Source organism: Sphingomonas sp. NIBR02145 (assembly GCF_027359115.1).
Classification (GTDB): Bacteria; Pseudomonadota; Alphaproteobacteria; order Sphingomonadales; family Sphingomonadaceae; genus Sphingomonas; species Sphingomonas kyeonggiensis_A.
Genome location: NZ_CP114791.1, coordinates 1290827 through 1304190, shown reverse-complemented (window position 1 = coordinate 1304190; position 13364 = coordinate 1290827). Strand labels below are relative to the sequence as shown.

At 67.1% G+C, this 13364-nt stretch carries 6 protein-coding genes; all 6 read right to left on the bottom strand.

Annotation, left to right across the window (positions count from 1 at the left end):
• Nucleotides 1-30 precede the first annotated feature (30 nt).
• From O3305_RS06035 to O3305_RS06010, 6 genes are read right to left on the bottom strand one after another with little or no spacing between them, the layout of a single operon-like run.
• Nucleotides 31-1953: an alpha-L-fucosidase gene (locus O3305_RS06035; protein WP_269575576.1), complete on the bottom strand. Its 1923-nt coding sequence runs from the start codon at nucleotides 1951-1953 to the stop codon at nucleotides 31-33.
• 14 nt (nucleotides 1954-1967) lie between these two features.
• The gene (locus O3305_RS06030; protein ID WP_269575575.1) at nucleotides 1968-4292 is read right to left on the bottom strand and encodes a GH92 family glycosyl hydrolase; all 2325 of its coding nucleotides are present in this window, start codon (nucleotides 4290-4292) and stop codon (nucleotides 1968-1970) included.
• On the bottom strand, nucleotides 4289-5713 hold the full coding sequence (locus O3305_RS06025; RefSeq protein WP_269575574.1) for a glycoside hydrolase family 125 protein: 1425 nt from the start codon (nucleotides 5711-5713) through the stop codon (nucleotides 4289-4291). Before O3305_RS06025 ends, O3305_RS06030 begins: the two co-directional genes overlap by 4 nt.
• Nucleotides 5713-8286: a glycoside hydrolase family 3 C-terminal domain-containing protein gene (locus tag O3305_RS06020; RefSeq protein WP_269575573.1), complete on the bottom strand. Its 2574-nt coding sequence runs from the start codon at nucleotides 8284-8286 to the stop codon at nucleotides 5713-5715. The genes O3305_RS06025 and O3305_RS06020 overlap by 1 nt, the downstream gene beginning before the upstream one ends.
• On the bottom strand, nucleotides 8287-10872 hold the full coding sequence (locus tag O3305_RS06015) for a beta-mannosidase (protein WP_269575572.1): 2586 nt from the start codon (nucleotides 10870-10872) through the stop codon (nucleotides 8287-8289).
• A complete protein-coding gene (locus tag O3305_RS06010) occupies nucleotides 10869-13193 on the bottom strand; it encodes a beta-N-acetylhexosaminidase (protein WP_269575571.1) in 2325 nt (774 codons plus the stop codon). Before O3305_RS06010 ends, O3305_RS06015 begins: the two co-directional genes overlap by 4 nt.
• Between the last annotated feature and the right edge of the window lie 171 nt (nucleotides 13194-13364).

Below are 13364 nucleotides of genomic sequence, written 5' to 3'. Positions count from 1 at the left end.
GGTGCATGGCCCGGGAGGGGATCGTTGCGCTCAGCGTGCGGGCAGGAATCCCCCGATTCCGGCGATTGCCAGCCGGCCGGCCGGAACAGCGGTCTCGACAAAGGTCAGGCGCAGATAGCGCGCGGTACGCGCACGGGCGAAATTGATGCGCTGAGTGGATAGCGCATAGGCGATGTTGGAGAACTCGCCGGATGCTGCCGGTTCCCAATTGGTACCATCGGCGCTGGTTTCCGCCACGTAACCGCGCGGCGGAGCAGCGCCGGTCATCACCTGGCGCGAAGGCGTGAGGCTGAAGCCGGCCAGGTCGGTCGATCCGCCGAGATCGACGGTGACGTGTGCCGGAGCGCCGGGCCTGGGGCTCGACTGGACCCAGATCGTGCCGGCCTCATTGTCGAGCAACCGTTCGGCATTGGGCGCGCTGGCATCGACGACGCGCCACTTGGTTACATCGAGCACCGTCGGGTCGGTCGATACGATTGCGGACACCGGGACGGGCGCGACCGAGGCGAACAGCGCGAACTCGCTGATCGCCGGGCAGGCCGGTGCCTCGAGGATGCGCAGGCGCACACGGCGCGGGGCGATCGGGGCGGGCAGGCGGATCACGCGCTGTGCCGAGATGCATTCATGCTCGGCCAGCGTCTTCCAGGTACCGTCGATCTCGGCATCGACCGCGAAGCGGGTCACGCGCACGCCGAGCGGTAGATATTCGCGCAGCCGGATCACGTCGAAGCGGGTGCCGGGCTTGAGGTCGAGCGTCAGGGTCGGCGTGGCCGCCTGGTCGGGCGTGGTCCAATAGGTCTCGCGATTGCCATCGAGTACGCGCGCGGGGGCGAAGCCCGGGCGGCTGGTGCTGGCATGCGCCACCGCGCCCTTGGCCAGATCCCTGGCGAGGGTCGCGCGGATCGCGTCGCCATAGGATTTGAGGATCTTGAAATCCTGGTCGGGAATGCGTCCGCGGCGATCAGGGGGGATGTTGAGGTTCAGATTGGTCCCACGACCCACCGACTCATCGTAGAGGCGGATCAGCCGTTCGGGGCTCTTCACCTTGGAGTCCTCGTCCGAATGGTAGAACCAGCCCGGGCGGATCGACACGTCGGTTTCCGCCGGCCACCAGATCGCGCCACCGCGCACGCCGGCATTGCCGTTCTTCTGGTCATAGGGCTCATTCGGCATGGTCGGCCAGCAGGGATCGCCGGCGACGCCGTCCTCATTGCCCACCCAGCGGATGTCCGCGCCGAGCGGATCAAAGGTGCAGGCGTTGGGCTGGAGCTTGTGGACCAAAGCGACGATCGACGGCCAGTCATAATAGCGCGGCGCATCGATCTTCCGGGCTTCGCGCGCGCCGCCATAATAGCCGTCGCCGCCATTGGCGCCGTCGAACCATACTTCGAACAGGTCGCCATAGCGGGTGCACAGCTCGGTCAGCTGGGCGCGGTAATAGGTGACATAGGCCGGGCGGCCATATTCGGCATGGTTGCGGTCCCAGGGCGACAGATAGAGGCCGAAGGGCAACTTCGCGCGCTTGCAGGCGTCGGCCATCTCGCGGACGATATCGCCCTTGCCCTCCTTGTAGGGGCTGTTGCGGATGCAATGCTCGGTGAGCAAAGTCGGCCACAGGCAGAAGCCGTCATGATGCTTGGCGGTGAGGATCAGCCCCTCGAGCCCACCGGCCTTGACCGCGGCGACGATCTGATCGGCATCGAAGTCGCTGGGATTGAACAGCTTCGGGCTCTCGTCGCCAAAGCCCCATTCCTTGTCGGTGAAGGTGTTGATCGAGAAATGGACGAAGGCGTATTGCTCGCGCCCCTGCCAGCGCCACTGGCGCGGGCTCGGCGTCGCGCCGAAGGGCTTGGGGGTGTTGGCAGGCGCTGCGCTGGCCTGCGCGGGAACGGCAGGCAGCGCGCCGGCGGCAAGGCCGGTGGCGAGCAGGGTGCGCCGGGACAGTTCGGTCATCAATCTCTCCAGGATCAGGCGGGGCTGCGGCCGAAGGACGGCGGCCGGTCAGCGCGCGCGCGGCCAAAGGCGCGGTTGGGTTTGGCGGACATGGTGAAACGAAGCGTGCCGCCAGCGGCCAGGTCGTGGTGCGAGATCCAGCTCTTGCGCCACGGGCGGCCGTTCCAGGTCACCGCGGCAACATAGGGGGTGTCGGCGCGGTTGCCCGGCGCCTCGACCACCAGCTTGCGGCCCTTGCCCAGCTGCAGCTCGGCGCGCTCGAACAGCGGCGAGCCGAAGACATAGACGGCCTCGACCGGATCGACCGGATAGAAGCCGAGCGACGACAGCACGAACCACGCGCTCATCTGGCCGCAATCGTCATTGCCGATGATGCCGTCGGGATCGTTCTTGTACATCTCGGTGCACAGGCGGCGGATCATCGCCTGCGTCTTCCAGGGCGCGCCGACATAGCTGTAGAGATAGGCGGCGTGCTGGTCCGGCTCGTTGCCATGGGCGTATTGGCCGACCAGCCCCGAAATGTCGGGCGGTGCATTGTCGGGCAGGGTCGAGGGCGCGGTGAACAGCGCGTCCAGCTTTGCCTCATACGCCGCATCGCCGCCCATATGCGCGATCATGCCGTAGATGTCGTGCTGGTTGAGGAAGGTCGCCTGCCAGCCATTCGCCTCGGTATAGTCGCGCCACCAGGGCTTGGGCATGTGGCCGAGCTGGACGGGATCATAGTCCTTCCACCACTGGCCATTCTCGAAGCGGGGGCGGGCGAAGCCGATCTTGCCGTCGATGACGTTGCGCCAGTTGCCCGAGCGCTTGTGCAGCCGCTCGGCATCGTCCGCCGCGCCGGCAACGCGCGCGAGGTGCGACGAGGCCCAGTCGTCATAAGCATATTCCTGGGTCCGGCTGACGCTCTCGAACACCTTGTCCGCCGGGACATAGCCGAGCTTGTCGTACAGGTCGCGGCCAAGGCTGTTGTCCTTGTCCGGCGCGGTGAAGTCGAAGCTGCGCTTGCGGATCGCCGGCCAGGCGGCGGCATAGTCGGCGGGAATGCCCTTGGCATGTGCCTCGGCGAGCGGGACGACGCCGTGCCAGCCGATCATTGTTCCGGTTTCCTTGCCCTGCAGCGGCCAGACCAGCGGGCCGAAGCGCGACTGGGCGGTCTGGCGGATCATGTCGTCGATCAGCAGTTTGGTCTGCTCGGGCGCGACCAAAGTGAGCAGTGGGTGCAGCGCGCGATAAGTGTCCCACAGCGAATAGGTGCTGAACGCCGCGCCGCCGGCGGGCACGGTCTGCGTCTTGCCGTCCATGCCGGGATAGCGGCCATCGACGTCCGACACGAGCGTAGGTGCGAGCTGGGCGTGGTAGAGCGCGGAGGAGAGGATCGTGCGCTGGTCCGGCGTGCCGCCCTCGACTTTCACGCTGCCGAGCGACTTGCTCCACAGCTTGGCGGCATCGCGGCGGACCCGGTCGAAATCCCAATGCTTCGCCTCGGCGACGAGATTGGCGCGGGCGCCATCGGCATCGACGGCGGAAATGCCGCAGCGGATGACAAGCGGCGCGCTGCCGGCATCGTCATAATGGAGCACGGCCTTGAGCCGCTTGCCCGCAACGCGGGTCGCGCCTGCCGGCTGGGTAGCGTCATCGTCGCCGATGAAGGTGATGCGATCGGGCTTCCGCGACAGTTGCATCGCGAAGAAGATCCGCCGCCCCTTGGCCCAGCGGAACACGCGGCGCGTGCCGCTGAGCGTGCCGTCCGCGGCAAGTTCGAGCAGCGCTTCGTCAACGAGCGGCGGCGAGTCCGACTTGTCGAGGATCAGGTGCGACAGGTCGATCAGCACATGGCCCTTGCCCGCCGGGAACCGATAGCGGTGCCAGCCGGTGCGCTCGGTAACGGTCAGCTCGGCCTGGACGCCGGTTTCCAGCGCGACCCGGTAATAGCCCGGCTCGGCATGCTCGGCCGAGAAGCGCTGACGATAGCCGGCATCGGGGTTCTCGATCGTGCCGGGCTGGAGTTGCACCGGACCTGCCGACGGCACCACGAGTACGTCGAGCATGTCGCCGATGCCGGTGCCGGAAAGGTGGGTGTGCGAGAAGCCGAGGATCGAGGTGTCGGTCTTGTAATAGCCCGAGCAGGTTTCCCAGCGCTCGACGCCGGTGTCCGGGCTCAACTGGACCATGCCAAAGGGCAGGGTGGCACCGGGATAGGTATGGCCGGTGCCACCGGTGCCGATGAACAGGTTGGGCTTGACCGGCACGGCCGGCAGGCGGGCATGTGCCGGAAGCGCGGCAGTGGCGGCGAGGCCGAGGCCGGTGGAAGCGAGGAGTTGACGACGCGTAGGGTTCACAGCGTTTCTGCCAGCAATTGAGGACGGGTATCGGCGAGGTGGACGATGAGTTCGCCGAACAGGCCATTGGCCCAGGCGAACCACTCGCGGGTGAATTTCGAGGGATCGTCCTGGTCGACTGCCTCATGGATGAAGCCGGTGCCGCCATCGCTGTCGCGGATCATGCGCAGGCACTGGCGGATCGTCGCGTCGTCCGACGAGGTCAGCGCACGCATCACCAGCGACATCGGCCAGACCTGGCCGAGGCCGACATGCGGCCCACCGATGCCTTCGACGACCTTGCCGCGCGACCAATAGGGGTTGTTGTCGCTCCACGCCGCAGCCGCGGTGCGCTGGAACAGCGGATCGTCCGCCTTCAGGCAGCCGAGATAGGCGAGCGCCGAGAGCGACGGCACATTGGCGTCGTCCATGAACAGCGTGTTGCCGAAGCCATCGACTTCGAACGGGATCACTTCGCTGCCATCGGGCAGGCGCATCCGGGCATATTTGCGCAGCGCCGCATCGACTTCGTCGGCCAGTGCGACGGCGTCGTTGGCCAGGGCTGCATCCCCGCGTGCGGCATTGGCGACCACGGCGAGCTCGCGCAGTGCTGTGACCGCGAAATAGTTGGACGGGATCAGGAACGGATAGACACAGGCATCGTCCGAGGGACGGAAACCCGAATGGATCAGTCCCACCGGTTTGGTCGGCGCGCCATAGCCATCGAGCATCAGGCTTTCTGTCGGGATCGGGCTCTTGCGCTGGAAGCGGTAGGGCCCCTTGCCGTCTTTGCGCTGCTGCTCGCGGAAAGTCGCGACGCTCAGGCGCGCCGCTTCGGCCCAGCGAGCATCGAACGGCGTCTTGTCGCCGGTCGCCTGCCAGTATCCGTGCGCGAGGCGCATCGGATAGCAGAGCGAGTCGATCTCCCACTTCCGTTCGGCGACGCCGGGCTTGAGCGGGAAGCGATCGTCGAGCGACCAGCTCAGATTGGTCATCGCCGCGGGATCTTCCATATACGCATTGGCATAGGGATCGATCAGGATCGAGCGCGACTGGCGGGCGATCAGGCCGTGATAGAGCCGGCGCAGATCCGCATCCTGCTTGGCGAGATGCAGGTACGGCTTCACCTGGGCGGAGCTGTCGCGCAGCCACAGCGCGTTGATGTCGCCGGTGCGCACGAACGCATCGGGTGCGCCGTCGATCGTGCGCATCGCCACGGTGGTATCGAGCGTGTTCGGATAGCAATTGCCGAACATCCAGCGCAGCTTGGTGTCGCCGATCTTCTTCGAGACGCGAACGATCTCGCGCTCGACCGACTTGCTGACGAATTTACGCTCGGTCGGGGCAGGGCGCTTGCTGGTGAAGCCGGTCGCCTTCTGGGCGAAGGCAGGCGTGGTGGTGAGGGCGAGCCCGGCACCGATCACGGTACGGCGGTCCATCATCACTTGGGCAGCTCCTGTGCTTCGCCGGTCAAGGTGAAGTCGGTCCATTGCCCCGGCGCAGTCCCCGGCTGGCCACCGCCGACCCACAGGCGATAGGCGCCCGGAACCACCTGGCGCGTGCCGTCGCGCGACACAGAGCTGATGCTGCGCGGATCTAGGCTGAAGCGCAGCGTTCCCGCTTTGCCCGGCTTGAGCGACACGCGCTGGAAGCCGACCAGCTCGCGCTGGAGCACCGGCGTGGTCATGCCGGTGCCGCGCGCCTTGCTCGCCGGCGGCACCAGATAGGCCTGGACCACTTCTTCGCCCGGCCGCGCGCCGCTGTTGCGCACCCGCACGGTGACTTCGACCGGGGCTGCGGTGCTGCCCGCCTTGGCGGTCAGCTGGTCATAGGCGAAGCTGGTGTAGCTCAGCCCGTGGCCGAACCCCCAGAGCGGCGTGCCGGTGAAGAAGCGATAGGTGCGCTCCTTCATGCCGTAATCGATGAACGTCGGCAGGTCGGATGCCGATTTGTAGAAGGTCACCGGCAGGCGGCCCGACGGGTTGTTGAGCCCGGCAAGCGTCTCGGCGATCGCGATTCCGCCGCTCTCGCCCGGATACCAGGCGGCGAGTATCGCATCAGCGAGCGACGGGTCGATCGAGACCGCGCTGCCGCTGGTCAGCACCACCACCACCGGCTTGCCGGTGTCGCGCAGCGCCTGGAGCAGGCGCTGCTGGGCGAAGGGCAGGGTGATCTCGGTACGGTCACCGCCGACGAAGCCGGGCACGGTTACCTGCAGCGCTTCGCCTTCCAGATCGGGCGACAGGCCGAGCACTGCGACGACGACGTCGGAGTCCTTCGCGGCGGTCACCGCCTGCGCGAGCAGCGGCTCGGCGGGCGGAAGCCACATCAGGCGCAGGCCCTCATCCTCGCCGGCATGATCGATTTCCATGCGGAACGCATGGCGCTTGCCGTCGCTGGTGAAGGGCAGTTCCACCCGACCCTTGCCGAGCAGGCCCTCGTGCAGCGGCTTGCCGTCGATCCACAGCCGCACGCTGTCATGCGTCTTGCAGTCCTTCCAGCAGGCCGGGATGTCGATCGCCAGCGTGTAGCGGCCCGGGCCCGGTGGCACGATCTCGCCCGACCAGCGGACCGCGAAGCCCTTGGGATCGAGCTGCGGCAGCGGGGCGACGCGGGTATAGTTGAAGTCGATCCGGCGATCCTGGCGCGTGGCGACGGGCGTGCCGGTCACGGTCGGGCTGGCGAAATACTCGGCCTTGAGCCCGGGCTTGCCATCGGCGGCGAACGCCGTCTCCGGCATCACGACGGGCGCGCCGTCGGCGAGCACCGAGCCCTGGGCGTAGACGACATTGGCCGCGCCGAACTGGCGGCGGATGCCGTCGAGCGGCGTCACCGGGTTCTGGGCGGTGCCGTGATAATTGCCTTCGAGCACGCCGAGATCATCGGCATCGGCGCCGATCACCGCGATGCGGCTGCCGGGCTTGAGCGGCAGGCGATCGGCATCGTTCTTGAGCAGCACGATCGCCTTGCGCGCGGCATCCAACGCCAGCGCGCGGTGGGCGGGCGTGCCGACTTCGCTCGGCTTGATCCGGCTCCACGGGCTGGTCGCGCTGAAGATCGTGCCCAGCGCCTGGCGTGCCGAAAGCGAGCGGGTGAGCGCGGTGTCGATCTCGGCTTCGGTCACCAGACCGCGCTTCACCGCCTGGGGCAGCGCGGCATAGGTGGTACCGCAATTGAAGTCGTTGCCGCCCTTGATCGCCGCGGCCGAAGCTGCCGCTGCGTCGAGCTTGTAATGGTGGAACATGTGGATGTTGGCGACGGCGTCGCAGTCCGAGACGGTGAAGCCGTTGAAGCCCCAGTCCTTGCGCAGCCGCGTGTTCATCAGGTCGGACAGCGCGCAGGCCGGGGTGCCGTGGATAGAGTTGTACGCGCACATCAGCGAGCGCGCCTTGCCCTCGGTCACGGCCAGCCGGAACGCGGGGAGATAGGTCGATTCCAGGTCCTGCGGGCTCGGGTCGACATCGAACCCGTCGCGCCCCGCTTCCGGTCCGCTATGCACCGCGAAGTGCTTCGGAGTGGCGATCACCTTGGGATATTTGGGGTCCGGACCCTGCAGACCCTGGATGAAGGCGACGCCGAGATGGCCGGTGAGATACGGGTCCTCGCCATAGGTTTCCTGGCCACGGCCCCAGCGCGGATCGCGGAAGATGTTGATGTTGGGCGACCAGATCGTCAGCCCTTCATAGATGCGCCGGTTGGCGCCCAGCGGCTTGGCGTTGAACTTGGCGCGGGCTTCGGTGGCGACGACATCGCCGACCTTGTGCATCAGGTTCACGTCCCAGGTCGCGGCAAGGCCGATCGCCTGGGGGAAGACAGTGGCATAGCCGTTGCGGGCGAGGCCGTGCAGGCCCTCGTTCCACCAGTCATAGGCTGGCAGGTCCGCCTCGGCATCGGCTGGTGCGGTGCTCTGGAGCTGGGCCGCCTTCTGCTCGACCGTCATCGTCGCGATCGCGCGGGCAACGGCATCGGCATCCGGATCGGGCTCGGCAGCGGCGAGAAGCAGGAACGGAATCATTTACTTGGTCCCCAGGGTACGCAGGGTGAGGGCGCTTTGCAGCGCTTCGGCAGAGGCATCCGATCGCACTTCGATCGTGATGCTCTCGCCGGGCAGCAGGTCGAAGCCGTCGTCGCTCGGGTGCGCGGCGACGGTGCCGAAATCGAGCATGACGGCGCGGGCGAGTGCGCCGGCGGTGATCGTCACCCGCTTGCCGTCCCAGCGGGTGCTGAGGCCGGGGGCGGGATAGGCCATGTCCTTGGGCAAGGCGCGCTCGACGATCGTCCGCGAGACTTGGCGGCCGCCGATCAGCAACTCGGCGACGGCATAGCTCGCCTCCGGCGCGGCACCGGCGAACAGGTCCGCATCTGCGATGCTGGCGGCTTCCTGCGCGCCGAGCGGGGTGAGCGAAACCTTGTCGCCGCGCTCGCCCAGCGGCTTGCCCGACATGTCGAAGGCACGGATCCGCCATTCGGCGGCGATCGGGGTGGCCGCATCCGAAACCAGCGCGACGCGGGTGGCGCCGTCCTTGTGCTCGGTCACGATCGCCTGGGGCGCGAAGAAGCGCTTGGCGGCGTACTGGAGCAGCTTCCACTGGCCGTCATAGCTGATGCTCGCCCAGGAAATGGCGGGCCAGGTGTCGTTAAGCTGCCAGTAGAGTGAGCCGAGCGTTACCGGGCGGCAGGCGCGGTGGTGGCGCGCGGCCATGTCGATCGCCTGCATCTGGTTGACCTGGGTCAGGTACACCGTATCGGCAAAGTCCTTCGCCGGGCGCAGCCGCTGGTCGAGATAGAGTTGGAGCCGGGCATTGCCTTCGCCCGAGAGGAAGCGCTGGTGCGCCTTGAGCACCGGGCTTTCCAGCGTGAACGGTCCGTCGCCCGCGAAGTCGCGGATCGTCGACAGGCCCGGCATGCTCTGGAAGCCATATTCGGACATGAAGCGCGGGCAGCTGTCGAGATAGCGCTCGACCGGCTTGGAGCCCGACCAGACGTCCCAGAAATGGCGGTCGCCATCCTTGTCGGTGTCCGTCGGCGCCTCATAATCGGTGGCCGGCGAGTTGTTCCAATAGGGCGTGCCGGGCGCGCGGGTGATCACCGCGTCGCGCAGCACGCGATCGAACAGCACGGCCATGCCGACGCCGATCCGCTCCTGCTCGTCGGCGCCGACGCGCTTCTTGAACGCCTTGCGATCGGACCAGTTCTCCCAGCCGGCCAGGATCTCGTTGCCGCCCGACCAGGCGATCACCGAAGGATGCGGCTGGAGCCGCTCGACCTGCTCCTCGGCCTCGACGCGGACATTGTCGCGGAACTCGGCATCCGGGGGCGTGACCGAGCCGCCGAACATGAAGTCCTGCCAGATCATCAGGCCGAGCTCGTCGGCGATCTCGTAGAAGGCGTCGTCGAGATAATAGCCGCCGCCCCAGACGCGGATCATGTTCATGTTCGTATCGCGCGCGCTCTGCAGCACCTGCTGCATCTGGGCGCGCGGCACGCGGCTGGGGAACATGTCGAACGGGATCAGGTTCGCGCCCTTGGCGAAGATCGGAATGCCGTTGACCTTGAAGCCGAAGCTGCCGTCCTTGCGGATCAGCTCGACGGTGCGCAGCCCGGTCTTGTGGCTGACGCTGTCCGCCTTGCCGTCACGATCGGAGAGCTGGCCCGACACATCGTACATCGTCTGCGCGCCATAGCCGACCGGCCACCAGCGGCGCGGCGAGGCGATGGTGAGCGGCACGCTGACTTCGTTGATGCCGGGCGCCACGGTGACGCTGCGCGACACCGTCTGCTTCTTGCCGTCGGGGCCGGTGAGGGTGGTGCGCAGGGTCAGCTTGGTGCTGGCGCCGGCGACGATCCGGTAGCGGGCGACCAGCCGGGCCTCGGCATCGTTCAGCGCTTCCTGATCGACGCGCATATTGTCGATCCGGGCATTGTCCCATGTCTCGATCCGTGCGGGGCGCCAGATGCCGATATTGACCAGGCGGGGACCCCAGTCCCAGCTGTAATGGTATTTGGGCTTGCGGATGTACGGCGAGGTCTGCTTGCCCTTGGGCTCGTCGCCGAACTCGGAATCATATTCGCCGGGCAGCGTATTGGCCTGGGCGAGCACCATCGGCTGGAGCGTGCGGATCGGCGAGGCGATCGCGATCACCAGCTCGTTGCGACCGAGCTTGAGCGCCGACTTCGCATCGATCCGCCAGCGGCGATGCGCATTGGCGGTGGTGAGCAGCTTCTGGCCGTTGAGCGACACGGTGGCGAAGGTATCGAGCCCGTCGAACACCAGGTCGATATGATCGCGCTTGAGCATTTCCGGGGTGACCTCGATCACCTTGCGGAACTGCCAGTTGGTGAGGCCCGCCCATTGGATCGGTGCCTGGTTGATCCCCTTGAACGGATCGGGCGCGCGACCCGAGGCGATCAGATCCTGCTGGACGCTGCCGGGCACCTTCGCGGCGAACCAGCTCGCTTCCCGGGGATGGGTCTTCGCGGCTTCGGCATCGGCGGGATCGATGCGCACTTCCCAGGCGCCGTCGAGCGACACCGTATCGCGCGGGCCGGCCCAGGCAGCGGTGCTGGCGAGGAGCAGCGGCAGGAGCAGTGCGCGCTTCACTTGGCGGCTCCCTCGGTCAGCACGACCTTCTCGACGGTATAGAAGGGGGCGGATGCCGGCGAAGTGAACTGGAAGCAAAGGTCGTCCTCTCCCTGCATCTCGGGAAACGTGCCCGAGAAGCTGAACTGGGTGGGCGCCGTCGCGGGATCGGGCAGCGCGAAGCTGCCGATCACGATCGGCTTGATGCTCTTGTCGGTGGCAGCAGCGGTGCAGCGCGCGGTGATCACCAGCTCGCCATGCATCGTTGCCGGATAGGGATCGCGACGCTTGCCGGTGTCGTGCGCCAGGCCCCAGTGCCGCGCCAGCCGCGCCACGCTGACGGTGAAGCCCCGGGCGATGTCGAGCGGCGCTGCCGGATAGGCCGTGCAGGTGTTGAACAGGTCGACATTGTAGACCGGTGTATTGGCGATCGCGTCCGGCGTGAGCGGCACGCGAAGATAGAGCGAGCCCCCCGGACATGCGGTCATCTCGGAGGTGGTGCGCGTCAGCAGCGCGGCGCGGCTGGTGTCGAAGGCGCGGGACGCGGCGGTGGCATTGCCGCTCTTGTCGAACGCGGCGGCGCGGATCGTGAGGCCCGGCTTGAGCGTCAGCGGCGCCTTGTAGGCCGGCGACTTGGCGGTGGGTTCGCGCCCGTCGAGCGTGTAACGGATCGTGCCGTACGGCGCCTGGGTGGCCAGCGCGACAGTCGCCTTGTTCGCACGCAGCGCATCGCCACGGCTGCCCTGAAGCTGGTAGCCGACCGCGAAGGCGCCGTCAGCCACTTCCATCCCCGAGCGGCGCCAGCGGGCGATCTGCGGCTGGACGCGATCGAGGAAGCCGGTGAAATCGCGGCGATCCTTGGCCGACCAGGTCATCTCGGCGATCGCCGCGGCGCGTGGGAAATAGGCGTGCTGCACCTGTTGCGGGGTGATCAGATACTCGCTCCAGGCATTGCCCTGCGCGCCGAGCACATGCTTGGCCTTCTCCGCGTCGATCCCGGCCGGAACCGGCTCGTAGCGATAGATCTTCTCGAGCGACTGCACCGCGAGCCGGCCGTTCAACTCGTCGGGAAGGTTGCTCTGCAGCTGGTCGAGATAGAGCAGGGGGGCCGGGCTCAGCACCACATCATGCCCCTGGTTGGCGGCTTCCACCGCGCCCTTCTCGCCGCGCCACGACATGACCGATGCCGAGGCGGGCAGGCCGCCCTCCAGGATCTCGTCCCAGCCGATCAGGCGGCGGCCCTTGCCGGCGAGATAGGTGCCGAACTGCTCGATCATCCAGCTCTGCAACTGGTTCTCGGTCTTGAGGCCGAGCGCCTTGATCTGCGCCTGCACCTTGGGCGAGCGCTCCCACTGGTCTTTGATCGCCTCGTCGCCGCCCAGATGGATATAGGTGCTCGGGAAGACCTCGATCAGCTCGTCGATCACGTCCTTGATGAACGCGATGCCTTCGGGCGCCGGGTTGAACAGATAGGGCATCACGCCCCAGTCGTGCCCGACGCCGGGCGCGTCGGCGAAGACGCTGAATTCGGGATAGGCGGCCGCGAGCGCCTGGGCATGGCCGGGCAGGTCGATCTCGGGGACGATCGTCACGCCACGTTCGGCGGCATAGGCGACCAGCGCCTTGAGCTGCTCCTGCGTGTAGAAGCCGCCATGCTTCGAGCCGACCGGACCGCCGCTCGACGGCGGCGTGCGCCAGCCGCCGATTTCGGTGAGCTTCGGGTAGCGCTTGACCTCGAAGCGCCAGCCCTGGTCGTCGGTAAGGTGCAGGTGCAGCGTGTTGAGCTTCACCGACGCCATCTGGTCGACGACCTTGTATACTTCCTCGATCGGCTGGAAATGGCGTGCGACGTCCATCAGCAGCCCGCGCCAGCGGAAGCGCGGCGCATCCTCGATGGTCGCGCTGCGAACCAGGACGGACTTGCCGAAGGCGCGATCGGGGCTGAGCAACTGGGAAAGCGTCATCGCGCCATAAAGCAGGCCGCGATCGCCGGAGGCTGCGATGCGGATGCTCCTGGCATCGACGGTGAGGCGATAGGCTTCCTCACCCGCCACGGCGTCGTCGCGGACCAGCTGGATCGCGGCGGTGTTCGGCTGCGGTGCGAGCGTGATGCCGCGCTCGATCTTCACATGCGCCGCGAGAAGCTTCGCGGCGGCCGCGGCGCCGGCATCCCCTTCCGGAAATCCGATCGCGGCGCCGTCGCGCACCGTGTATCCGCCGGTGCCGAGCGTGACCGACGCGGGGAGGGGCGTGATCGGCAGTTCCTGCGCAAACGATGCCGGGCTCGCCAGCAGCGCTGCCCAGGCCAGATGTCGTGCTCGCCGAACTCCAGATTTGCCCATGCATTCCTCCCGCTCATGACATTGGCTGAGGGGGGCGGTGTAACCAATATAAGTCCTGTGGCACAATAGGGTCTTGTCGCAGCTTCCCCATGCAAGGGCATTGCGCTCGCAGACAAGCGCGCGAAATATTGATATTGTAAGGGTTACCAATATAAATCCACAGCATGCCGT